Raw genomic sequence first — 24,645 nt, forward strand, 5'->3', positions numbered from 1 at the left:
ACACAGATATTTTTACAGTCTCTATCTAAGGAGCATTTTTTTCAGTTTAGTATTCATTTCCAGATTACCTTCTTTTCTTAGGAAGGCTCTAAGGGTTTCGTCAATAAGCCCCTTTTCATGCATCTGCAATATATCTGTCCCACCTATATCATTAAGTTCAAGCATAACTGGGCCATCATTTGTAACTATGATGTCCCAATGCAAAATCTTAATATCAGTGAAAAATCCAGAAGCTCTTTTAACCGAAGAGGCGATACTTTCCCAGATTGGTATGTTGAAATCTTTAAACTTTCTTTTTGTCACTTCGTGTGCGGATTTGTATTCTGCAAAAGGCCAGCACGCCGTTACCGCATCTGATAGCGAGCCTGTCTCAGGACATACATTGACAATCAGGTTGCCTGTTTTACCGACATTGAAATTGTCATTGATGTTTCCTTTTGAAACAATTTTCCAGATTACTCTATGTATTTTGGGCCCATCAGCCATATTTAAAACTACAAATCTGAAACCAGATGGCGTTGTGGAGCCGGTAAACTCAGTGATTTCGTCGTGTTGGATGACAGATTGCTGAAACAGATAGCCTGCCTTTTTAACATATCGCTTGGCTTTATGATTTATTGTCTTTTGTAAGAACTCCTCAAAAGATAATTCATTGCCATCAGCCTTTTTGATAGTGTCTGTTTCTCTGCAATAATCGCTTATACAGATTGCGCCAGTTCCCAAGTTCCCTTTTACAGGCTTTGCAAAAATAGGATATGTGGCACCAGAAAAAAATGATTTTACTTCTTCAATGCTAGTTAATTTTCTTTCTATAAAATCAGCGAAATTTCCGTCTGGTTTGTATACGGCATAGAGTTTTGGGGTTGGTATCTGATAAGTGTTGGCTAAGATTGTAAAAAGCATCTTATCCCAGGCAATTGATACTGCATGTCGGGGGTTGAGGCTTCTGCTCAGAGTTTCCTGGCTATCTCTACTTAATACGTTTTTGTATATTTCAGAACCTCTCTGCGATGCATATATACGATGCCGATAATAGTCCCAGATATTGCACGTGGGATTCAGCTGATACAGCTTTATAATATCAACAAGTTGAGATAAGTAGTTCTTACTATGAGCATCTCTTACCAATGAAGCCATGGCGTTGAGTTGACTAATTTTATCAATTTTCGATTTGAACACTATACTGCATCCGTGATGAGTGCTTGAAGGTTGAAGTTACGGCCCAGATATACTAGTACCAAACGCCATAAATTGTCAGTTTTGGGTTATAAACGCAACCAAATTCTCAGAGGCATCTCCAGCTGGCACCGTTTTATAGTGAAAATCGACTGTAATACTTGTATTCTACCGTCCTGAAAAAAGCCTTTATAAATGAGATAGTTGAATGTTGAATATCAGAACAAGGCTTAATGAGCTAAAGATTGAGACAATGGCACTAATGCTAAGGAAAATGGCCTGGCTGGAGCTCAAACACTTTCCGAGGAAAGTCATAGCTATCACCGGAAGTGTGGGGAAAACAACGACTAAAGAATATGTAGCCTTAGTTCTGAGTGAGGGCTTCAATGTCAGAGCTACCTCAGGTAACGCTAACAATCGCACAGGTGTCCCATCCACTATCATTAACAGGCCCAATGTCAAAAGCTATACAGCCTTGATTAAGGCTTTGCTTGTTACCACTTACTGGCTTTTTTCCGGCCGTGAAAAAGAGCAGTATCTGGTGCTTGAGGTGGGGGCAATGCTGCCGGGGCAAATAAGAAAGCAGGTGACGGTTTTCAGCCCCAGCATGTCTATCGTTACCACTGTCGCGCCGGGCCATTTGGAAACGCTGGGCAGCATTGAAGCGGTAGCTGAAGAAAAAAGTCGTATCGTTTCTGCCTTGCCAGAAAACGGTGTGGCCATTTTGTGCGCCGATGACAGCCGGGTACGGGAGATGCAGAACTTGCATCAGGGTAAGACGCTGTTATTTGGTTTTGATGAAAAGGCCGATGTATATATGAAGATAGTCACTCAATCCGTAGAGGGCATCGAGGCGCTGTTATCTGATCCAGAAGGGCAGGTGCAGATGCATTTTCCTTATGTGACTAACCGTTATCACTTATACAGTGTTATGGCATCCTGGTGTGCCGGTCTTGTTGCCGGAGTAGACAGAGCGAAGATGCAGACAGTGCTGCAAAATGTGCAGCCCAGACCGGATCGGGGCACGATCCAGAAGGGCTCCTCCAATACGTTAATTCTGAACGATGCCTTTAACGCTAATCCGCTCTCAGTTAAGGCGGCACTGGAAACGTTTGCTTCGGTGGCCTCAGACCGGCGTAGAGTTGTTGTATTAAGCGATATGCTGGAATTAGGAGAGCAAAGTGAAGCCTTGCACTATGAGACAGGTAAACAGGTTGGTGCGGTGGCTAATCAGTTTATCGCCTGTGGCGACTACGCCGGAGCGTACATCAGAGGTTTCCGGGAGGTTCAGCCAGAAGGTAATAGTTTTTGTTGTGAGGGTGTCGACCAGGCCGAAGAGATTCTGGATAAGCTGTTACAGGCAGACGATGCAATACTCTTTAAAGGCTCACATGGTACAAACCTCTATCAGCTTGCCAGTCAGGTTTCTGAAAGATTTAACGCTGTAGATCCACAGTAAAATATAGCGGCAACGCACCAGCGTTGCCGCTATATAAGCGCCCTAATATAACTCAATATCCAGTTTTGGCCAGGTATCAGGAGCTGCTGATTCTTTGCTGTGGAAGTAATGGGAACGACCGTCGCGTATTTTCAGCAGGATGCCGTGATTGTCTGTATCACTCAACCAGCCTCGCACTGTCCAGGTGATATCGATTTGCACTGGCTCGGTGGCGTTGGTATCGGGCAGATCGATTAAGGCCCTTGGCTCATCACCGTGTAAATCACCATTTTTGTCCAGCCAGTCACCAATTTCACGCACCCATTTGCGTTTGGCGCTGCGGTCAGCATAGTCGCGGCTCGCCTGAAGTTCATGCCAGTCTTTGGCAACCAGGTGTAATTCAGCCAGTGAATTACCATACTGAGCTTTTGGAGTCAGTGTCAGGATTGCTTTGCGGAATCTGACTCTGTCGGTACCTAACAATTCCACCGGGAACTTGAGCAGTATATTGCGCGCGCCTGAAAGCGACAGCTGAGTGCTTTTACCTAAAGATTTAAAGGTAGAGCGTGCCAGATAGGTATCCGATGAAGGGTAAAGGGTAATCTTGCTCTTATCCTCTCGATTATCCGGCACGTCAACGCTCAGTGGTTCTGATGGTGCCGACATAAAGCCTTTACTATTGACCGCCTGCACCCGGTATTCCAGCGTCACACCGGGCACCAGGTTCTGCACTGTCAGATAGGGCTCGGTTACTTCATCCAACAGCACATTGTTCAGTAGCACCCGATAGGTTTCTATCTCTTCCTGTTCAGGAGCTTCGTCCCACTCCAGCTTCAAAAAGGTATCGGTCAGTTCTGTGACCTGTAAACCCGAGGGGCGGGATATGTTGATATCGGTCCGGTCTTCTTCAATGGGGTTGCCGTTAACCAATACCGTTGCCTGACGGGCTACTTTGCCGCCACTGCCTTCACAATCCAGTCTGACAATTCCGGATTCGGTGAAGGGGCCAATAACTTCCTCGCCCTGGGTATTTTTATGCCCTTCCCAGATACCAGTGGCCCGGCAGTTTTCGGCATTGTCACTCGACCATGCCACGGTAACAGGTTCATTTTCGGTGGGCTGTTCAGGCGTTACGGTTAAACTCATAGTGGGGGGCAGTTCAGTGGAGCTGTCTACTCCGCCAATGGGTTGGTCCAAAGCTATGACCATCTGATCCAGATACACATGGGAGGTACTGCAGTTGCCGTCCAGGCCACCTTTAAAGATATTGAACCAGGCCAGGCGATTGTGCAGGAAGTCATGGCCCTCATTACGGAAAACCATATTGGTTTTTTCGTAACTAAGCTGGCCATTGACCCAGCCGCGAATTACACCATCGGCTTCACCAGGTGTGTTCATGCCCACCTGCATCTCAATCTGATACCAGACTCCACGTTCCAGCACGCCGCCGTCGCCTTTACCACAGAATAGGTTGCCGGGTTTGCTGTCGCACTCCCCGGCTTTGGCCTGACTCCAGTCATCACCATCCCAATGGGCCGCACTGCCGGTACTGCCTGGCTGTAGCGGGTGATAGAGGTAAGAGCCCAGGCGCATGGCGGCTTCCGGTTTGGTGGCGCAGGCTTCGCCGTCATTACTCTCACAGTTACGATAATTCAGGCGCATCGACCAGCAGTTAATACCATCGCCCGAGGCACCACCATTACCGCACTGGCCAACGGGGTCAGCCCAGGTGCGTACATCGGCAAGGCCCGGAAATTTACCCCCGGCGCCGGATATATCGCCATTGGCTTTGCACATATTGATATCCCAGTCATCGCTTAACTTGAGGTAGTAGCGCATATACAGGTTATCAGGGGCCAGGTTGGCATTTTTTAGGGGCCAGAAAGCACTAAGGGCCCAGTTTTTGTCTTTTTCCATCTTTACTTTCAGGCATTTGCCATCAATACAGTTTTCATCAGTAAGCTCGGCATAAGCCACTGAGCTTTCCCGCATCGGGCGCGGATCATCTACTATGGGGTCGCGAAGGTATTTGCCTGTCTGCCACCAGTTCTCATCTTCCCAGGGTTCGCAAAATACAATATCGTCCCGTTCAGAGAGGCGAGGCTCTTTTGAACAATCTCCCAGGCGCATTTTCGCCTGACTGGCAAGCAGAGTGATATTCTTGGGAGCAGAGAGCGGGCTGAGGTTGCCAGCCGAATCAAAGGCCTGCACCTGAACCTTCAAGGTTTCACCAGGCTCATAAGCCATGGATTTATATTCTGTACCAAGTTGCTCGACAACCTGCTTATCGTTGACCATCACCTTATAACCGGCGACACCATAGTTATCCTCGCTGGGCTGCCAGGTTACCGACACTGCACCAGGGTAGGGGTATTCGGCGTTAAAATTAGCCGGGGTGGAGGGAGCCTCGGTGTCTTCTCCCTCTGGTAATTTCAACAGATAGGCATTTTGTACCGGGCTGTGTACCAAAACAAAGCTGTCAATGGATTTCAGATAGGCGAAACGGCCAAAAGTGCCCTTGCTTGCCTGAGGTCCGGGATCGTTTGACAGGGCCAGGCTTTGCCAGGACATATCTTCAGAATTAAAGCGGTACAGCTTGCCATTGCCGGGCCAGGCATAAAAGTGGCCGTCCTTGCTGTTATAAGTCAGGCCCGGTGCATCATGTTTTTTAATAAAATCGGCATCACCTTTAAGGGGCGCAGCAATGCGCCGGTATCCAGACTCTTCAGTCAGCTCATAGATATATTGCTGACCGTCACCGATAATTAAAAACAGCCGGTTAACAGGATCAATCGCGCCATTTAAGCCCAGGCCGAGACTGCCACTGTTGTTGAGCTGCTTATATGTGCCACCATCTGGGTGATATTCGTAGCTGTATAGCGCTTCTCTGTTATGCAGAAAGACTTTTCCTGTCTCGCTGTCATAAGCTGATACTACTCCAAACGACCCATCAGGAATGTCGCCTTTAGCGGGATCCAGCTTCCATCTGTTCTCGTGGGGAAAATACAACCAGGTCAGATTATCCAATAGTGGGGAGTTGCGACCCGCCAGTGCACCAGAAAATGCCCACAATATTTTTTCGTTCTGAAGGAAAGTCAGACCATCATATGTATGCCGGGAGTTCGGCTGAGAGCCATTGAAGGGCTCCAATTCGCTCTGTGCTGGTTTTGCATAAGGGTCTGCGACTGCTGCTGGTTCTGTCAGGCGTAACATTTCCTGATTTATGGCATCGAACTGATAAAGCTCATTGCCATAATAATCGGTATGTCCTCCTCCCCAGATAAACATTTTGCCGGAACTTTGATCCAGTGCACCACTATTCCAAGCATAGATGACATTCTTACAGTAATAACTGAAGCTATAGTCATACAGCCCAGAGGGCGGACAATAATCCTGGAGCTCGGTGTTGGCGATAGGTTGCCAGCCAAACTCATCGTTTTGAGCGGATAAGTTACTACTGAACATAAGTGATAAACTGCTGAGGCCGATAACAAGTGGCCGGAGAATCGGTTCCATAAATGGCTCCAAACGATGAATACTTTGAGATCGAGACTAACTTTTTGACTAATCTGTGACAATGACCCTGATAGCAAAGAGTATAGAAGACTATAAGTTTAAAATCTTGCTATATGGGTGGTCTAAGCCCCCGGTATAATTTAGTATCCTACTCTTATTACGTGGGTAAGCGAGATTTAGATGAAATTCTGCTATGGCCGGTTCAGCCTGTTAATTTTACCTTTGCTGTTAGCGTCCAGTATGGTCAGTGCATCCTGTTTTAATTTGGAATGGAAGCGGGGCAAACCATATGATTACTATGACAATGAAACGAGAGTTGCAACACAGGGGCGCGGGAAGAGCCTGTTGTATTTTGTTGAGCATTATCACTTTACACCAGAGGTAAGATCTCTCCAGAAAGGCACAACGACAGCCCTTCCGGGTGATATACTATTCGTATTGAACTCCATCCCCAACCATCCCGGCGGTCTGGACGCATATTCGCGGTATGAAAAGCGTTACAATAATTCACCTACTCTGCAAAACAGTCGCAACTATAAAAAACCCCAGTTTAAAGCAGACTGTTTTTTTGAGAGAGCCGATAGGGTGTTTCCTGGAAGAGCGGAAACCTTGATGGTTTGGGGGATCCATGAGTTCAGGAACAATCGCTTAGACAGGGCTAGATCCTTGTTGCAAAGAACAATTGAATTAAAACCTGAATATATAGAAGCTCATTATAATCTTGGCTTAGTTCTGGTGGATCTTAAACTGCCGGATATAGCTCGCAAACATGCCAACATTGCCTATGAGGCGGGTTATCCATTGCCGGGGTTACTTAACAAACTTGATGAATTAGAAAAAGAATAAAAGGAAAAGCTGTGGCAGTTGATAAGGTTCTGATTACTGGCGCCGGGTTGAGACCCAATGGTTTCGAATTAGGGGATGGTAAATACTACGAAAAATCGATAATGGTGTCTCTCGATCTTAGTACTGGGCACTTCACTGAGGTGTTAAGTAAAAAGGAAGGTGGGGCCCATTATCCTGATGAGCACCCTAACCTGCAATATACTGCGGCCTGTCTTGAGGGGGATGTTCTCTGGTTGCCGACTGACACTGAGATATATAAATATTCCTTACCAGACCTTGAAATTCAGGCGGTCTTTTCTCACCCTTGCTTTCAGAATGTTCACTCTGTACACGTATTTGGTGATGATCTGGCGGTAACGTCTACCGGGCTCGACAATGTTGTGTTATTGGATAAGCGTAGTGGCAAAGTACAGGGAATTCTTAATACTGAGGGCCTTGATCCCTGGCACAGGTTTAGTCCGACTACAGATTACAGAAAGGTTCATTCGACCAAGCCACATCATAGTCATCCTAACTATGTGTTTAAGCTTGAGGGCAAGCTTTGGGTGACGAGATGTACTCAGGGAGACGCAGTTTGTCTGTCAGATGTTAATGATTCTATAGATATCAGTGATGGGGGAGCAATTAGTGTTCATGATGGACTTTGGTGGGGAGACAAACTTGTATTTACCAGGGTCGATGGAACATTGGTAGTGTGTGAGCCAGAAACAAGGACAGTGACCGAAAAGCATGACCCATTCAAAGCCCACAGGAATAGACCCAATGGTTGGTGCAGAGGCTTGTTGATTGAAGAGGATATTTTTTATATTGGTTTCTCAAAACTGAGAAAAACCAACTTCAAATCCAAGCTGAAGTATTTATCAAAAGGTAACTTCAGGTACAGCTCCGGCAATAATTCAATTGTGGTTGCTTATGATATGCGTAATAAGCAAGTACTTAGTATACATGAGGCACCCGAAGGCATGATTGACGCTATCTACGGCATCCTGCCCTGGCGGTATTGATAAGAAGGATTTTGTATCTGTGGGGTCGAAAGCGAAGACAGGGTGGGTTTGTTTCGCACACCGAAGGATGGAATTTATTTGATGTAGGGTCGAAAGCGAATACAAGGATGTATTGTCTCGCGAACCGAAGGATGGAATTTATTCGACTTTTAGAGGTAGGCCTAACGTTACTAGCCCAATAAATTGGTCCCTACAAGAGATCCTGACGTTCGCCAGGATGACGAGCAGGTGAGGATGACGGGTATTATCGGGTTCATGCTGGACAACGGAAATAAAGGATGAATAATTAACCCATGCCAACAGTAATGCGTATTGGCCCATACAGATTCTTCTTTTATAGCAATGAAAGTGGTGAACCGGCCCATATACATATCCAGCGAGATAGGATGTTGGCTAAGTTCTGGCTGAAGCCTGTTGCATTGGCCAGCTCAATACGTTTTGCACCCAAAGAACTCAGGAAGCTTGAAGAGCTGGTTGTAAAAAATAAAGATACCTTTACGGAGGCCTGGAATGAGTACTTTAGCGGTTGAACTGCACCCTCAGGCAGTTAATGTAGAATTCACCAGTGTAGCTATTGTTGTTGAACTGGCAGATGGTCGTACTTTATCTGCACCATTAATCTGGTTCCCCCTGCTATCCTCCGCCTCAGCAGAGCAACTTGCAAACTGGCAGTTACTAGGAGATGGTGAGGGTATTCACTGGCCTGATTTAGATGAAGATTTGAGTGTTGCGGGTCTGTTGGCAGGCACGCACCGTACGTCTTTGGCCCAATAAATTGGGTCCTACAAGGGTTGGCGTAACTCCTATTTAACCCCCCCCTGTAGGTTGGACTTTAGTCCAACAAAACAAGGCATAAGTAGGGTCAGAGTAAACTTAAATCATCAAAACAGACTGGCGCTGGTCACATCGGTTTTTAATTAAGTTTACTCTGACCCCACTTTTTGTATCATGGTGCTGTTTTATCAGGCTAAAAGGTTAAGGAAAGCAAGGAATTATGTGGAAACTGGAAAGCAGCTCAGAACCGGCACAGAATCACACCGCAAGCCAGCGTATCGAGGTAACCCGCACAGGCGATAAAGCCTGCAAGCTTACCCTGGTTGCCGAGCATGGTTTATCGGTGGCTGAAAATGATCAGCACCTGGTTTGTGTGCTGGGCAGATTGCGCCCCTATAACCAGGATTACGGCCTTAAACAGCCTGCTCAGTGGCTGCTGGAGTGCCTGGCCGAAAAAGGCGCTGATTTTTATGCTGAGATTGCCGGTTTCTTTGCGCTGGTGATACTGGATAAACAAACCGGTGCCCTGCGGTTGGTGACCGACCATGTGGGTAGCGTGCCGGTGTATCTTGCCCAACATGCAGAACAATATTGGGTCACCGATTCCCTTAAGTTGATTGAGCCTGAGCTGGAGGACGAGAGTCTGGAGCTTAACCCTCAGGCGCTGTTTAATTATTGTTTCTATCATTGTATCCCTGCTTCGCGATCCATTTATCGCAGTGCCCAGAAACTCAAACCCGGCACCGAGCTGTGTGTTCAGGCATCGGGGGAGATGCAGGAATCTAATCTGTATCAGCCTGCATACAATTACTCCGATCAAAGTACTGAGGCTTTGATGGCTCAGTGCCGCGAGGTGATTGAACTTGCTGTTAAGCGCAATATCGCCCCAAAATCAGCCGCCTTTTTAAGTGGTGGGCTCGACAGCTCTACTGTGGCCGGAATGTTTGCCAAACATCAGCCAGGGGCACCGACTATTTCCATTGGGTTTGATGCTAAGGGTTATGATGAAACCGAGTACGCAAAAATAACCGCAGAAAAGTTTAAGACCAACCACCAGGTGCACTACCTGCAGCCGCAGGAGATTGTCGATAACTTTGTCGAAGTGGCAGGTTATTACGATGAGCCATTTGGTAACTCATCGGCGATGGCGGCCTATATCTGCGCTAAAGTGGCTAAAGAAAGTGGCACCGAAGTCATGCTCGCCGGGGATGGTGGTGATGAGCTGTTTGGCGGCAATGAACGTTATGCCAAGCAGAAGGTATTCGAAGCCTATTCCCAGGTGCCCGGGGTAGTACAAAAGCCCCTTGAAATGTTACTCAATACCCCTCTTGGTAAGCTGCCTGTACTGAAAAAAGGTCTCAGTTATGTGGATCAGGCCAATATCCCGCTTCCGGATCGTATGGATACCTACAACTTCCTGAATCGCTTTGATCTGAAAACCATGTTCCGGGAAGATTTTCTGGCCAGCATTGATACCGAAGAGCCAGCCAAGGCCAAGCGCGATCGTTATCAGCAATGCCGCTGTGATGACGCCGTTGAGCAGATGATGTACCTGGACTGGAAATTCACCCTGGCAGACAACGATCTGGTTAAAGTGTCCAGAATGTGCCGCAAAGCCGGTGTGGAAGTGCGTTATCCGCTGCTGGAAAAAGAAGTGGTGGATTTCAGTTGTACTGTGCCTGCCAGTGTTAAATTGCCCGGTAACAGGCTGAGAGATTTTTATAAGAATACCTTCCGTGGTTTTCTGGCCGATGAAACCCTGAGTAAATCCAAGCATGGCTTCGGCCTGCCATTCGGGGTGTGGATGAAAGAACAACCCACCTTGCAGAAAATCACCAACGACAGTCTTAAACGACTGCGGGAAAGACAGATTTTCCGGCCTGAATTTATTGATACAGCCTTAAGCACTTATCAATCCGGCCATGCAAACTACTATGGCGAGCTGATCTGGATTATGGTGGTGCTGGAGTTGTGGCTGACCAGCAGGGGGCTTTGAGGGTGTTGTTGAGAGATGGTGTTATTCGTTCTTCTCGTTTTGCGGAAAGAAATAGTGGTTGGTTTGGCCAACCAGTAGATGATTGCACAGAGCAGCTGAATTTCGTTCGTTACTAGTTTATTAAGATGATGGGACTGTAAATTGACTGCTACTTATAAGGTTTTCTCGGGTTTTGATGAATTCGATTTCGAGCGAGCAGTGTCTGATAAAGGTTTATCTCAGGTTCCTCTTTTTATTAGATCTGAGTGGTTTCGCATATATGAACAGTACGCGGGGCAGCCCGGCGCCAGCAAGATTGTAGAGTATCAGTACAGTAACGGCGAATTCGCACTATTGCCATTTAAGCAACTGGAACAGGACTACAAACTATTTAAGATAAAACATCTCTATAGTATGAGTAATTATTACTCGCCGATGTTTGGATTATGCACTGAGGAAGAGGAAACACCCGACTGCAAAGAGGTCGTTGCAGTTGCGTCCGGTTTTTTTGATAAATTTGATCTGATCAATATCTGCCCCCTAACACACGAACAGGCCCTCCTATGGAAATCAGCTTTTGATAGTGCCGGTTTCAAAAGCTATATCTATTATTACTCGGTGAACTGGTTCCATGATGATATCGAGGGGGTTGACTCATTCTGGGCTCAACGCTCCAGTCGGCTTAAAAATACGATTAAAAGAAAGCGTAGAAAGCTTGAGAAGTTGGGAGAGTATAAAGTTGTTTTAACCGATACTATGGACAGTGACCTGGAGATGCTGCTTAACGATTATCACCAAGTGTATGCGAAGAGTTGGAAGCAGAGAGAAGCCAGTACAGAATTTATTGATCAAATTTGCCGGTATCAGAAGTCCCAGGGAGAGCTGCGGTTCGGATTTGTGTATCATTTTGAGAAACCTGTGGCAGTCCAACTATGGTTTGTGAATGATAGAACCGCATACATTTATAAGCTAGCCTATGATGAACAGTATACCCACCTGAGTGTTGGCACGGTTTTGTCTGCGGCAATATTTGAGTATGTAATCGCAAACGATAGAGTGACAAAGATCGACTTTTTAACCGGAGACGATCCGTACAAACAAGATTGGATGAATAAGTGTCAGAAGCTCTACGGAGTACAAGTCTGTAATAAGCGAAGGTCCATTGGCATGATCAATATTTTTTATAACTACCTCTCAGATATCAGGAAACGTTTATTGTCAAAACGTTAAGGCTATCAGCACCCATACTTAATGGTGTGTTAGTCAACAGAGCATTGGTTGTCGATTAGTACTACTCTGCCAGATTAAGATCATCAAAGTGAAATTCATTAAAATTTTTGGTGGAATAATGAACAAGTCCTGCATTTTTTGGGTTAATCTCTATTTGACCAGACTAAGAATGTTTTGGTCCCCTAAATGACTTACATGGAAGAATGAGTATGATTGGCTTGGGTTTGTCCCTAGCGGGAAAGTTATTGGGAAAAGGAAAGTTATCAATCCTAATTTATCATCAGGTGCTGGAGAAACCTGATCCTATGCGTCCTGATTTACCTATGGCGGAAAAATTTGACCAACAAATGGCCGTACTCGCCCGGTATTTCACACCAATCTCTCTTGATCAGGCTCTTCATGGTCTGAAGAGCAATGCACTGCCGGACAATGCTGTATGCGTCACTTTTGATGATGGATATTCGAACAATCTTACAGTTGCGGAGCCCATTCTGCGTAAACATAAAATTCCGGCAACAGTATATGTTGCGACCGCGTTTAGCGAAGGCGTTAACATGTGGAATGATCGGGTGATCTATCTCTTTAGTGACCCAAAGTGCAATTGTCTCACCCTTGATGGCGAAGAAGTAGCGCTGGAAGACTTCGCGCAGCGCCGACATTTGGCTGAATTCTGGCTGCAAAAGTTAAAGTATCAACCGGTTCAGGAGCGACTTGCCAAAATAGAGTCTTTGTATCGGCATAACTCTCTTGATGAAGAACCTCCATTGATGATGACTCCCGAGCAGATAAGAATGCTATCTGACAAAGGAATAGCCATCGGCGCCCATACCGTTAATCATCCGATATTAAAGGTTTTGTCTCCCGAAGAGCAAAAATGGGAGATTGAGAACAGTAAAGCGCAATTGCAGGACTGGACAGGCAGTGAAATCCACCATTTTGCATATCCAAACGGAATGTTGGGTAAGGATCTGGACGAAGACACAGTGGAATATGTCAAGCAGGCTGGATTTCATTCAGCTGTAGTCACCAATTGGGGAACCTCAGATCATCAAACGTCACCCTGGCTTCTGAAGCGTTTCACTCCCTGGGATAGAAATCCGTCAAGATTCATGGCGCGACTGGTGATAAATCAGATTCGGGGTTACGGATGCCATCAGTAATTCGTAAGCTAAAAAATACCTATCAAGAGTTTGGGTTCCTGGTCGCGACGGCATATCTGTCTCATCTTGTTCTGACCAGACTGGGCGGCTCATCTGGACTTTATATCTACCATTTTTATGAGCAAGCCCTGGAGCGACCGGAGGCGCAGCGAATAAATGGCTTTACGTTCGAATGGCTCGACCGTTATAGCGATTTTCTCATAGTATTGCCTCGTCCAGAGGAGAAGTTGAAAGATCGATTTAATGGTAGTACCCGATGTTTGCTGGGAAAGAAAAACGGCGAACTTGCCTCATGTGCCTGGTTTGCTTGCGGAGTATTTGACGAAGATGAGGTGAACTACCGTATTAGGCTAGGGCCCCAGCAGGTTTGGGATTTTGATGTCTATGTGATCCCTAAATATCGTCTTGGTCGACTTTTCTTATATACCTGGCAAAGAGCTTCAAATGATTTAAGAACAGAGGGCTACCAATCAACCTTAAGCCGAATTTCAGCCTACAACCGCACCTCTGTAACGACTCATGAAAAATTGGGTGCCAAATGTCTTAGTACTGCGATATTTCTGAAAATCTGGAGTTTTCAAATTACAGTAGCGACGAGAATACCTTATCTGGCATTAAGTATTGGCGAGAGAGGAAAGCCAACTTTCGACTTCAGTGACTCTCGTTCGCCTTTATGAATCTATCTGGTCATTTTATCCCCTCATCAGCAGGTAAAGTGCTGTTGACCCGTAGCGGTACGCTGCCTGCGAAGCAGGCAATTCTGTGCCTGCCGCCGTTATTTGAGGAAATGAACCTTGCAAGAGCAGTGATGGCAAAACAGGCGCAATATTTCGCCGCTCAGGGCTTGCCCGTATGTCTGCTGGATTATTCAGGCACCGGCGATAGCGAAGGGGAGATTAATCAGGTCAGTACTGATATCTGGCTGCAGGATATCATTGCCGCAGGGCAGTGGTTGCTGGCTCAGGGCGTTGAACAGATTAGCCTGTGGGGCGTGCGTTTTGGCGCACTGATGCAATTACACTTTCAGCAGCCGTTACATCAGGCACTGCCGGTGAAAAACCAGTTGCTGTGGAAGCCGGTGACCGGTGGTAAATTACTGGCCAGCCAGTTTCTGCGTCTGAAACAAGCCAATAGCATGATGCAGGGCAGCGCCGAGAAGGTAAACTGGCGGCAGCGGATAAAGGAAGGTGAAACCGTTGAAGTCGCCGGATACCCGCTAAATGAAACATTGCTGGCTTCTATTGAACAGCTTAAAGCAGAGACGGACGCACAGTCACCTGTTACCTGGCTGGAACTGGGCACGGATAAGCTCACTCCGGTGATAGCGCGTTTAACCGCAGAGTGGCCCGAAGAGAGCCTGCCGATTCAGGCGGTTCCTTGCCCGGCGTTCTGGCAGATCCCGGAAACCTTCGATGTTCCACCTTTGTACCCGATGAGTTTAAAAGGAGTGCAGGGCTAATGGAAAAAGCCATCAGTTTTGAGCTTAATGATCAGCAGCTTTTGGGCATTGTCCATCAGCCACAGGAATGTCATTCAACCGGCGTACTGCTTGTGGTGGGGGGGCCCCAGTATCGTGTGGGCAGTCACCGTCAGTTTGTGCAGTTATCCAGAGCGCTGGCCGCGCAGGATATTGCTTCCATGCGCTTTGATTACCGGGGCATGGGTGACAGTGAAGGTGAAAAGCAATCCTTTGAGGGCATTTGTGATGATATTAAAGTGGCCGTTGATGCTTTTTGTACACAAACCGGTCTAACTCAGATAGTCATCTGGGGCCTGTGTGACGCGGCCTCGGCGGCAATGATTTACGCCCACAAAGACAGCAGAGTTAAGGGGCTGGTATTGCTCAACCCCTGGCTTCGCAGCGAAGCGGCTATGGGCAAGACTATGGTCAGGCATTATTATTTGCAGCGGCTGCTATCAAAGGATTTCTGGAAGAAACTGCTCGGCGGCAAGGTAAACCTTGGCGGCAGTATTAAAGACGCCAGAGGCTTTGTGCAGGACTCAATGTCAACAGGCGAACAGCAGCAGGGCAGTTATCAGCAGCGGATGCAAGCGGGCATTGGCAAGTTTGACGGGCAAATCTGTCTGATTTTAAGCGGGGTAGATCTCACCGCCAGGGAATTTGAGCAACAGGCAGTGGGTAACAAGGGCTGGCCAGCCATTAACGGTGACAAATGCCAAATTCACCGGCTGGAACAGGCCGACCATACCTTTTCCGCTTCAGAGTTTAAACGCGAAGTGGAAAAGCTTTCCTGTGATTTTGTCTGTAGCCTGTTGAATAAGAAGTAATTATTATATCTGAAAATCAGTACCTGACAGCCACATGAAAAAAGGATTAATCCATGCTGTTTAATTCCCCGGAATTTTTGTTTGCCTTCCTACCTCTGACATTATTGGCATTTTTCTTCTGCGCCAGGCGCTGGGGAAACGAGGCGGCGATAGGTGTACTGGTTGTTTGCTCTTTGTTCTTCTATTCCTGGTGGAATCCTGTCTACCTGCTGCTGTTGCTGTTCTCCATGGTGTTTAACTTTAAGCTGGGTCAGCGGCTCGGTAACTCTGGCAGTAAAACCTTACTGACAGTGGGTGTGGCGGTTAATCTGGCGTTAATTGCTTACTATAAGTACGCCGGATTTATTGTTTTTAATATCAATGCCACTTTTGATACGTCCTGGGATCTGGGGCAAATACTCTTGCCTCTGGCTATTTCCTTTTTTACCTTCCAACAAATTGCCTATCTGGTGGACTCCTATAAGGGGATCACCCGAGAGTATTCATTTATTCACTATGCACTGTTTGTGTGCTTTTTCCCTCAACTGATTGCCGGCCCTATCGTTCATCATAAAGAGATGCTGCCTCAGTTTATGCGCAACGAGCGGTATCGCTTTGAGGTAAATCACTTTGTGGTTGGGATCAGTATCTTCGCTATTGGTTTGTTCAAGAAGACCGTGCTTGCTGACGGTGTTGCTGTCTATGCTAATCCTGTTTTTGCACAGGTAGATGCGGGGCAGACAGTGGATTTCTTCACCGCCTGGGGCGGCGCGCTGGCCTATACCTTTCAGTTGTACTTTGATTTTTCCGGCTATTCAGACATGGCAATTGGCCTGGCAAGAATGTTTGGTATCATATTGCCCCTTAACTTTTACTCGCCATATAAATCGGCCAGTATCTCTGAGTTCTGGCGGCGCTGGCATATTACCCTGTCGCGCTTTCTCAGAGACTATATCTATATTCCGCTGGGTGGGAACCGAAAGGGCGAAACAAAGCGCTACACAAACTTGTTTATTACCATGCTGTTAGGCGGCTTGTGGCACGGAGCTGGCTGGAATTTTGTGATATGGGGTGCGTTACACGGATTCTATCTTGCTATCAATCATGGCTGGCAGCGAGTGACTGCTAACTTTTCTGAGGGGGTCCGTAAGGCGGGTTTTTACGTTTTTGTCTCCTGGATGCTGACTATGTTATGCGTTGTTATCGGCTGGGTATTTTTCAGGGCCGTAACCTTAGATGGCGCAACCGGTATGTTGCAAAGCATGGCGGGTATGAATGGAATCGCTATACCCAATGGCATAGCGGTCAGGCTGGGGTTAACCGATCTGCTTTATTCCCTCGGCATTTCAACGCCAAATGGTGGAGGAGAGATCTTTATGAAGACCTGGCTGTGGAACGTCGTATTGCTGTTTGCAGTAGTTTTGCTGCCTAATGTTCAGGATTTATTTGCCCGTTATCAGGGGTCTCTGAGCTCATTGTGTTACGCGAGATCGGCAACCTTCTGGCCACTGATGTCAGTTATGCAAGGAAATGGCTTCAGAGTGACCTGGTATTGGGCTGCCGCAACGGGAGCGATGGCGGCGCTGGCGGTACTGACACTTTCACAGGTCAGTGAATTTTTGTACTTCCAGTTCTGAGGATTATCGATGAGGTATATTCTGGTTTTTGCGCTTTCGTTCTCGTTTGTTTTAGCCTCTATAGGGGTAATCAATTGGGTCGTTGATCCTTTCGGAATGTATTGGTCGCCGGTTTATCAGGGCGTTAATGCGACTAAGCCTGAGGCCGGGAACCGCTCAAGGGTTTCTAAAGCCTATCGCAGTGTGGAAGCGGCTCCGCAGGTGTTACTGCTGGGAAACTCCAGAATTGAGATGGGGATAGATCCTGAACATGAATTGTTTAAGACCAGGCAGGTTTACAATTTGGGCATGCCAGGTGCGAGCTTGTCGATGCAACTGGATTATGGACTGAATGTAATTCATGCCAATAAAACGGTAAAAGAGGTGATTTTGAGTGTGGATTTTCTGGACTTCCTGTCGATTAAATCGCCGAATGTGCCGTCTTCTGCAAAGGCTGACTATAACAGCCGATTACCTTATCTGAGTTCAGAGAACAGCGAGCAGACTGAATGGTTTATGCTGAAGGAAAAGATGGCAATGACCTTATCTCTGGATGCACTCTCAGCGACCATCAGAACCCTTATTTCGCAAAATTCTCAGGTTAGCAGCATAACCTCTAAGGGATTTAATACGGCTCAGGAGTATCGTCAGATTGTACGGCTGGAGGGCGTTATCCCATTGTTTAACCAGAAGTTAGATGAGATTGAGCAGCGGCTCGATCAGGAAAACCTGGTATTTGAGCCAGAAAGCGAACAAGGGTACTCAAAAGAATTTTCGAAGCTGCGCACTTTTATCAGCGCTCTGAATGATGCTGACATCCGCCTGACTATTTTTACCAGCCCTTATCATTACTCCTACCTTCAGGTGCTGTCAGAAAAAGGCTACTGGCAGGACTTTATGAAATGGAAAACTTACCTTGCGGCTTTGAAAAGCCATAACGAGTCAATAGATATCTGGGATTTCAGTGGCTTTAGTCAGTTCTCGCTGGAGCCGGTGCCTGTACCTACGCCACACCAGGAAATGGATTTTTATTGGGAGCCCGCCCACTATAAATCAGAGGTGGGGGATTTAATATTACAGCGCATGAAAACAGGCGAGCCTGATCACTTTGGTCATCCTTTGAACGAGCAAACTATCGAGACAATAATTCGGGCGAATAACGAAGGGTTGCTACGATCACAGGCGCAATGGGATAAACTGAAATCAGGACTTGGCAGATAGCCCATACCACAATAGGCATGGGCCTTTTATTCACATCTGGTAGCGGATGCCCGCTCTGGCCTGGCGGCCCGGGTCGATAAAGCCTACCGATTGCTCGAAGTCTTTATCCAGCAGATTATCCAGATTCAGGCTCAGGCTGAGTTTTTCACTCAGTTGCCACTGCGCAGCCAGGGCCACTTCAGTGTAACCGTTCATCAGGATCTCACCTGTAGGTACGGAGCTGTCGTAGGACTCGCCACGGGAGTCTACCTTGCTCAAGTTTGCTGTGTATTTCTGAAATACATACCAGCAAAACTATGTATTATTGGATGAAATATTTAAAAGGAGGTTTTCATGGGGGCCGGAAGGTATTTGGTGGGTTATGGTGCGCTATGCTTGTTGATGGTGTCGTTTGTCTGTTCTGGCGCTCAGAAGGTTGATGTGTCAGGGAACTGGGAGGGTGAAATTCAGACCTACGGGGCAAAATCTTTGCAGAAGTCTATTGCCCTGTCACTGGAGCAGGCAGCGGATGGGAAAGTGAAAGGCCAAGTCTTTTATGAGGATGATGGCTGTATTTTTGCTGTTGAGGGGCAGATTTCAGCGCCAGGCAATAATACCCCGGCGCGCGTAGATCTGCTTGAGAAGGGCGCTTTAACAGGTGTTTCAGATGGATGTCAGCATCAGAGGATAACTTACGCGCTGGGACTGACGCCTACAGGAAACAAACTAAAAGTAGAAGGAAGTCACCTCAGCCAATTGATCAACCCGGAAAAAAGCTTTCTCACCAGGCAACCTGAAAACCGATTCTCTGAGCGATTAAAATTAATTGAGACCGTTACCAGCGAGGACAAGCGCAAGCCCAAGCAGTGGAGCGGCGCGATGAATACAACTTTGCTAAGGTTTTTGTTTCCGGCCGGCTACGCATCACCTAATCATGTTTATGTCTACGCAGATCAGCTCACTGTCCGTGGTTATGGGAAATGTAAAAGTTCCCTCTATTCTCAGGATGGGGCTGGCAGCGATTTAAAGTATATTTCTGATGATCCTGAATGTGACATCTTGCCTGCCGGGCATTTTGATATCAGTGCGGAGGATAACCTGAAAATTACCTGGCGACCTAAAGCCATCGATGCCAGGGAAGTGGTGCTGGCGGATCAGGATATTTCTTTGGTTCATCAGCAGGTACTTACCGGGGAAATGTGGCATTTACAAGATGTTTATAATAAGCATGGTGATTCTCATACGCTCTCACAGATAGCGTCAAAATTGCTGGTCGCGAGACAAAATGCTTACCAGCGCTTCAATGATATTTTCGCTATGCAATTTCCGGCCTCTAAATACAGTCCAGAGTTTATTGGTTCATGGGAGGGGTTTATCAGGTTTAGTGATGGAAAAAAGCCTGATGAAAACATAGAGCAAGCGGCATTAGCGCTTTGGTCGGCTAAGTCTAATGATCGTAGTTATATTCTGGGTTACCTGACAATATCCGAAGCCTGTTTCTACAGCGTGTATATGCAAGATAAAAATGGTGTGGCGATGTTGCACGGTTTCGAACAATTGAAAAGAAGATGCAGCAGTGACCTGTTTAACTTTGAGTTCCCCAAGCAGCCGATAATGTCGATGGATACAAGCAATACACTGCTCAGGATCGGGCCAGAAGTTCGCCCCGAAGGCCGCAAAGGTATCAAACAATTTCAGGCTGTGTTCCATCGGGCAAAACCGACCCCTTACCTGATGTCATTACTTGAGTCTGACCAAGGGCAGAGTTTTGCGCTACCCGACGAGGTGACAAAAGCCCTGATGATCGCCGGAAAAGTGCCGGATGAAAACCTGGAAAAGCAGCATGATCAGAGGATGCGGGAGTCAGCTGAGCTATTAGCCAAAAAGGCTGAGCAGATAAGGATACAAGAAGCCGAAGCCAAACAGCGCGAGTGGGCCAGATTAAAAAAGGAAAGTGAATATAGGACAGCTGCCCGACAGTCCAAATCAGGCGAGCGAGCTTATGCCAGCAAGCCAGTCGGTGACCCAATGCCACTACCAAAAGTCAGGGGGCCATTCGATGGAATACCCGGAGCGACGTTTTTAAATGCGGTATATCAAGGCGATAGATCAGTAGTACAGCGCATCAACCGATCATATACCGGTAAGCAGGCGGCCGGGTTAAAGGCATTCTTCGGCAGTTATGGAAATAAGATGACCGATGCCATGGCTGATTTGTATAAACAGGTCAGAATAGAAGACTCAGTTGCGGCAAAATATCTGTTTGAATACGAGAAACACTATCGTCGATGCTTGTCAGAATCTCCAGCTGTATTCTATGTGACGGGTTACCAGCCGGACATGGTGGTGACTAATTTGCTGGGAGCGGAAATTGCACGGCATTATGGTGGCACGACAAAAACAAAATACCAGGTTAACTCGGAGTTTTCGGATGTATTCCGGCAAGTCGGGAAAATGCAGCCAGAGGGCGTAGCGGCTAATATTACCGGGTTTCTCGCAAGCCAGAGCGGAGAGGACTTGAGGAAGTTATCGCTAAATGGCGTTGCGCAGATGTTTAGCAAGTTTTCCTGTGACAGCCCTGAAGTAAAGACCTTCGAGAAAAATTTGATTGCGTTGTTTTAATTTCGTAGCCAGTTTCATCCGGCGTGGGGTCGAATTTATTCGACAGGCAAAGGTGAGATTGACGCCATTGGCCCAATAAATTGGGCATCTACAGGGGCTGGTGTAAACCGTTACCCAAGGAGAATCTCCCCTGTAGAGTCGAATTTAGTCGACTAAAAGAGGTTAGACGGTACCGGTATTACGCCTCTTAGCCTCTCAATATCCTCGTCTGTTACCCCGGATGCGGAAAATGCCTCCGGCCACGTCAGGGTAACATCAGATACATCATTGAAAATGGACTTGGCTTTTGCAACAGAAAGGCCAAACCGACGATGTTGAGACAGCAGGTTTTCTACAGTGGCTTCGCGTCCAAAGTTGCCCAGGCCAAGACCGTGTTGACGGGAACTACTGATCGGCAGCACATCGTAGGCGGGTGACAAGTGCCAGCCCCGGGAGCCGAAGGGCATTATCAGACCGTGGTTGCGAACGTGATCATCGGTGTTGCCAATGAGCGCGTTAAAACACATTCGGGTAAACAGCTCTTTACTGTCAGAGGCCCTGTCGCTCTCTCTGCGCAGAAAGTCAGCTATTTCACCGTAAGTGTATGTCGAGGCTGCCAGTCCCGGGTTCACAACGTCAATATCAAGTAATGTCCGGGCGCTTATAAATGCACAGGATGGAATACTGCCTCGTCTGTCAAAGCGCTCGACCAGCAATACATCCTCATCGTCAACACGCAGTGTCTTAGTGTTGGCGACATTGTCTGTCAGTTCCCGCAGCAATAACATGCTGGCGTGCTCAACCCGTGCATGATTAAAGAGATCGTCTTTGCGGTTGAACTTGACCAGATATTCTCTCTCACCGTCGTTAACCACCGCTTTGGGGCGGGCGCCGCCCATACTTTCGCCATGCTGAAACGCTTTCTTGGCTTCTGGTGATACGGCCTGATCATTAAGAATGGCATTTTTTCCACGCAGCAGATCGTTGATCTGGCCAATTCTGGCTAAAGAGCGCTTTGGTTTACAGCTGTTTCTCGACAGGCTGAGTGTGATTGCCCCGACACCCATCGCACTGCCGGATAGCAGAAACTCAATGGTGTTTTGGGGCTTGGTTTTGTGCAGCGAAAGGATAAGCTTCTTGCCCCAGGCGTCTGCGCCGGCATCAAGCAGAGCGCCAAACATGCCGCCATGCCTGCGTGTAACAAAGACATCCTCAGATAGCGGCAGATTAACGGGATCAATGGCAAAAGCCTTTGCATGATTGAGATAGGATTTGCCATATCGGAATTGCGCGACGGTATTATTGTGGTTGAGTGCAACAATGCCGCAAATCAGCGGTTGATCCTCTATGCCATCAATATACACGTAGGCTTCAGAAGTCATTATCCAGAACTCGTTGATCACTTTTGCGGTGACGCAGCTTGGGATCAGGCAGGCGCAGTTTCCCTAACTCTGATAACAATGGCTGATCAAGCTTTAACAACGACAGGGCGTCGAACAGTATTTCACTGTTAACCGCTTTGCCCTGCTCCATGTTCGAAACTGTTTTACGGGACACGCCCAGCCGTTGAGCAAACTCATCCTGTGACATAGCGCTGGCCCGGTATTCTTTGATCAGCAAGCCCAATGTGGCGAGTAGTTTCTTTGCGCCCATGCTGTGTAAAATAAGTTTCATAATAAGATTATGTGTATAAATATACTCTAAAATTCCCGATATTGCTATGTTGTATCAGGTTCCTCCATGTAGGGTCGAAAGCGAATACAGGGATGTATTGTCTCGCGAACCGAAGGATGGAATTTATTCGACCATCAGAGGTGGGCATAACGCCATAGGCCCAATAAATTGGGCCTTACAGTTGCTCACATCTGGTAGCGGATACCCGCTCTGGCCTGGCGGCCCGGGTCGATAAAGCCTACCGATTGCTCGAAGTCTTTATCCAGCAGATTATCCAGATTCAGGCTGAGGCTGAGTTTTTCACTCAGTTGCCACTGCGCAGCCAGGGCCACTTCAGTGTAACCGTTCATCAGGATCTCACCTGTAGGTACGGAGCTGTCGTAAAACTCACCACGGGAGTCAGCAGACAGTGTGATGCTGAAATTATCCAGCTGTGCATTGAGTTGAATACCCCCTGACCATTTCGGGCGGCGGCGCAGGTGGTTGTCGGTGTCTTTGACATCAATATCCAGGTAGGCAAAATCCAGACTGGCGCTGAGCCACTCGTTCAGTTGCCCGCTGCCGCGCCATTCGATGCCGGATGTATGCACTTCTGAACGATTAACATTGGTAAACAGCTCGGCATCGAAATCCACCAGATCTTCAAACTTGTTATAGAACAGGTTCATCTGCACGCTGTAACCGCTTTGCCCCTGCACGCGGATGCCGATTTCGCTGTTCTCGCTCAGTTCAGGTTTCAGCTCAGGGTTTCCTACCAAAGGGTGGGCCAGGGCAAAGAAGCTTGGCAATTTGTAACCCTCACTGTAACCGGCGTGAAGCCGGGTCTTTGAGTTAAGCTGCCAGGCCAGGTTCAGCCTTGATGATAACTCACTGTTGAAGCTCTGCGGTGCATCAAAGCGCAGGCCCAGTTCCAGGGTCAGGTCATCCAGGCGCTTACTGGTTTCCATAAAGGCGCTGTAATTCTCCTGCTCCAGTCTGAAGTTCACCGGCATGGGAAAACCAAAATCCAGCGTACCGCGATTCTCGCCTATCGCTTTTTTGCCACTGGCACCGCCAAGCACCGACCAGGTATCAGACAACTGCCAGTTCAGATAAATTTCACCATCCAGCTTGCGGTAATCGGATTCAATCAAGCTGGCGGGAATGCCGTCGATAACACCGGGAGCAATGCCGGGATTGTCGGTTTGCTCTTCGGTGCGGGTCCAGGAAATCCGGCTGGTCCACTTAAGGTTGTCGCTGCTGTTAAACTGGCTGAGCCAGCTGGCCAGAGCGTGTTTACTGTCGCGGCTTTCAGCTTCTCTGGGAATGGCAAATGTCTCTCCGCCGCTGTCTTCGGCAAAGGCCAGTCGGTCAGTGTTACTTGCACTTAACAGCAACTGATGTTCGCTGTTTTTGGTATCGGCACCGAGTTTCAGCAGCGCCTGTTGATGCTGTATCTCGGCAAAATCTGAGCTTTGCTGCTGATTGGCTGACAAGCTCAGTAATGCGCTGAGATCCTGGTTACTCTGAGTTGACAAGGTCAGGTTGCCACGCTGTTGTTTGTCGCTGCCCGCTTCCACGCTGAGGCTGTTAGCGGCGCTCTGGCGAGTAATAAAGTGGATCACCCCGCTGACCGCCTCACCACCGTAGATGGCGCTGGTGCCACCGCGATAGACATCGATACGTTCAATCACTGCCGGGTCGAGCTGGCTGAAATCGAAACCGCCGCCACTGCTGTTGGTGGGATCATTAACCGTCACACCGTCGATCATCACCAGGGTAAAATTTGATTCTCCGCCACGAATGGCAATATGAGAGCGGCCGGCCACGCCATCACGGGAAATCAGCAGATTGGGGATCTGTTTAAGCAAATCCAATGTGTTTAACGGGTTAATGCGTTCAATCTGGGTTCTGCTCATGCTGGTACTGGTTTGCAACTGATTTTGTTGCAGCCGGGTGCCGGTCACGGTTAGGGATTCAATGTTGTCTCCATGACGCTGACTGGCGAAAGTATCAGAGCTCAGGCCGATCAGGCCGAGTGCGCCGAAAGTCAGAGGTAAAAGGGTTAATTTCACCGGTTACTCCTTTGGTTTTTTAAGAAAATTCACTTGTAAAGGTAAGGCAGAGGTTGGCAATATACAGAACTGAATAAAAAAGTCATATTTTTGACTGTTTTAACCGCCATTTA

20 protein-coding genes are annotated in these 24,645 nt (G+C 47.5%); 14 read left to right on the forward strand and 6 right to left on the reverse strand.

Annotated elements, in window-relative coordinates:
* Positions 1 to 21: 21 nt before the first annotated feature.
* Complete coding sequence (locus tag CDA54_RS15470; RefSeq protein WP_099035944.1) at positions 22 to 1,179, reverse strand: sugar-transfer associated ATP-grasp domain-containing protein; 1,158 nt, start codon at positions 1,177 to 1,179, stop codon at positions 22 to 24.
* A gap of 205 nt (positions 1,180 to 1,384) precedes the next feature.
* Here CDA54_RS15470 and CDA54_RS15475 point away from each other — a divergent pair, with 205 nt between their 5' ends.
* Positions 1,385 to 2,635 carry a UDP-N-acetylmuramoyl-tripeptide--D-alanyl-D-alanine ligase gene (locus tag CDA54_RS15475; protein WP_099035945.1) on the forward strand — a complete coding sequence of 417 codons (1,251 nt, stop codon included), beginning with the start codon at positions 1,385 to 1,387 and terminating at the stop codon, positions 2,633 to 2,635.
* Positions 2,636 to 2,677: 42 nt separating this feature from the next.
* Here the strand turns inward: CDA54_RS15475 and CDA54_RS15480 are convergent, their stop codons facing one another.
* Positions 2,678 to 6,079 carry a fibronectin type III domain-containing protein gene (locus CDA54_RS15480; protein WP_180237242.1) on the reverse strand — a complete coding sequence of 1,134 codons (3,402 nt, stop codon included), beginning with the start codon at positions 6,077 to 6,079 and terminating at the stop codon, positions 2,678 to 2,680.
* Positions 6,080 to 6,310: 231 nt separating this feature from the next.
* Here CDA54_RS15480 and CDA54_RS15485 point away from each other — a divergent pair, with 231 nt between their 5' ends.
* From CDA54_RS15485 to CDA54_RS15540, 12 genes are all read left to right on the forward strand, one after another.
* Positions 6,311 to 6,976, forward strand: a complete 666-nt coding sequence (locus CDA54_RS15485; protein WP_099035947.1) for a tetratricopeptide repeat protein — start codon at positions 6,311 to 6,313, stop codon at positions 6,974 to 6,976.
* Between the two features lie 11 nt (positions 6,977 to 6,987).
* Positions 6,988 to 7,980: a hypothetical protein gene (locus tag CDA54_RS15490; RefSeq protein ID WP_099035948.1), complete on the forward strand. Its 993-nt coding sequence runs from the start codon at positions 6,988 to 6,990 to the stop codon at positions 7,978 to 7,980.
* Between the two features lie 293 nt (positions 7,981 to 8,273).
* Positions 8,274 to 8,510 (forward strand): DUF4160 domain-containing protein, encoded by a 237-nt coding sequence (locus CDA54_RS15495; RefSeq protein ID WP_099035949.1) that lies wholly within the window; start codon positions 8,274 to 8,276, stop codon positions 8,508 to 8,510.
* Positions 8,491 to 8,754, forward strand: a complete 264-nt coding sequence (locus CDA54_RS15500; protein WP_099035950.1) for a DUF2442 domain-containing protein — start codon at positions 8,491 to 8,493, stop codon at positions 8,752 to 8,754. Before CDA54_RS15495 ends, CDA54_RS15500 begins: the two co-directional genes overlap by 20 nt.
* 220 nt (positions 8,755 to 8,974) lie before the next feature.
* On the forward strand, positions 8,975 to 10,750 hold the full coding sequence (locus CDA54_RS15505) for an asparagine synthetase B family protein (protein WP_099035951.1): 1,776 nt from the start codon (positions 8,975 to 8,977) through the stop codon (positions 10,748 to 10,750).
* Between the two features lie 141 nt (positions 10,751 to 10,891).
* Positions 10,892 to 11,959: a GNAT family N-acetyltransferase gene (locus tag CDA54_RS15510; protein WP_099035952.1), complete on the forward strand. Its 1,068-nt coding sequence runs from the start codon at positions 10,892 to 10,894 to the stop codon at positions 11,957 to 11,959.
* A 209-nt stretch (positions 11,960 to 12,168) separates the two neighbouring features.
* Positions 12,169 to 13,119 carry a polysaccharide deacetylase family protein gene (locus CDA54_RS15515; protein ID WP_099035953.1) on the forward strand — a complete coding sequence of 317 codons (951 nt, stop codon included), beginning with the start codon at positions 12,169 to 12,171 and terminating at the stop codon, positions 13,117 to 13,119.
* Positions 13,107 to 13,796: a hypothetical protein gene (locus CDA54_RS15520; RefSeq protein WP_099035954.1), complete on the forward strand. Its 690-nt coding sequence runs from the start codon at positions 13,107 to 13,109 to the stop codon at positions 13,794 to 13,796. Before CDA54_RS15515 ends, CDA54_RS15520 begins: the two co-directional genes overlap by 13 nt.
* A 38-nt stretch (positions 13,797 to 13,834) precedes the next feature.
* Entirely contained in the window at positions 13,835 to 14,578 is a 744-nt protein-coding gene (locus tag CDA54_RS15525; RefSeq protein WP_143452312.1) for an alpha/beta hydrolase family protein, read from the forward strand.
* On the forward strand, positions 14,578 to 15,408 hold the full coding sequence (locus CDA54_RS15530) for a hydrolase 1, exosortase A system-associated (protein WP_099035956.1): 831 nt from the start codon (positions 14,578 to 14,580) through the stop codon (positions 15,406 to 15,408). Before CDA54_RS15525 ends, CDA54_RS15530 begins: the two co-directional genes overlap by 1 nt.
* Before the next feature lie 53 nt (positions 15,409 to 15,461).
* A complete protein-coding gene (locus tag CDA54_RS15535; protein WP_099035957.1) occupies positions 15,462 to 17,024 on the forward strand; it encodes an MBOAT family O-acyltransferase in 1,563 nt (520 codons plus the stop codon).
* Positions 17,025 to 17,033: 9 nt separating this feature from the next.
* Positions 17,034 to 18,224 (forward strand): hypothetical protein, encoded by a 1,191-nt coding sequence (locus CDA54_RS15540; RefSeq protein ID WP_099035958.1) that lies wholly within the window; start codon positions 17,034 to 17,036, stop codon positions 18,222 to 18,224.
* 30 nt (positions 18,225 to 18,254) lie between these two features.
* On the opposite strand, the gene CDA54_RS19495 is transcribed toward CDA54_RS15540, so the two are convergent.
* Positions 18,255 to 18,482: a TonB-dependent receptor gene (locus CDA54_RS19495; RefSeq protein ID WP_143452313.1), complete on the reverse strand. Its 228-nt coding sequence runs from the start codon at positions 18,480 to 18,482 to the stop codon at positions 18,255 to 18,257.
* A 75-nt stretch (positions 18,483 to 18,557) separates the two neighbouring features.
* Between CDA54_RS19495 and CDA54_RS15545 the strand changes: the two genes are divergently transcribed.
* On the forward strand, positions 18,558 to 20,825 hold the full coding sequence (locus CDA54_RS15545) for a hypothetical protein (RefSeq protein ID WP_099035959.1): 2,268 nt from the start codon (positions 18,558 to 18,560) through the stop codon (positions 20,823 to 20,825).
* A gap of 152 nt (positions 20,826 to 20,977) precedes the next feature.
* Here the strand turns inward: CDA54_RS15545 and CDA54_RS15550 are convergent, their stop codons facing one another.
* From CDA54_RS15550 to CDA54_RS15560, 3 genes are all read right to left on the reverse strand, one after another.
* Positions 20,978 to 22,186: a type II toxin-antitoxin system HipA family toxin gene (locus CDA54_RS15550; RefSeq protein ID WP_099035960.1), complete on the reverse strand. Its 1,209-nt coding sequence runs from the start codon at positions 22,184 to 22,186 to the stop codon at positions 20,978 to 20,980.
* On the reverse strand, positions 22,176 to 22,478 hold the full coding sequence (locus CDA54_RS15555) for a helix-turn-helix transcriptional regulator (protein ID WP_099035961.1): 303 nt from the start codon (positions 22,476 to 22,478) through the stop codon (positions 22,176 to 22,178). Before CDA54_RS15555 ends, CDA54_RS15550 begins: the two co-directional genes overlap by 11 nt.
* 185 nt (positions 22,479 to 22,663) lie before the next feature.
* A complete protein-coding gene (locus tag CDA54_RS15560; protein WP_099035962.1) occupies positions 22,664 to 24,532 on the reverse strand; it encodes a TonB-dependent receptor plug domain-containing protein in 1,869 nt (622 codons plus the stop codon).
* Positions 24,533 to 24,645: the final 113 nt, after the last annotated feature.

The sequence above is a fragment of the Lacimicrobium alkaliphilum genome (assembly GCF_002591895.1).
Classification (GTDB): Bacteria; Pseudomonadota; Gammaproteobacteria; order Enterobacterales; family Alteromonadaceae; genus Lacimicrobium; species Lacimicrobium alkaliphilum.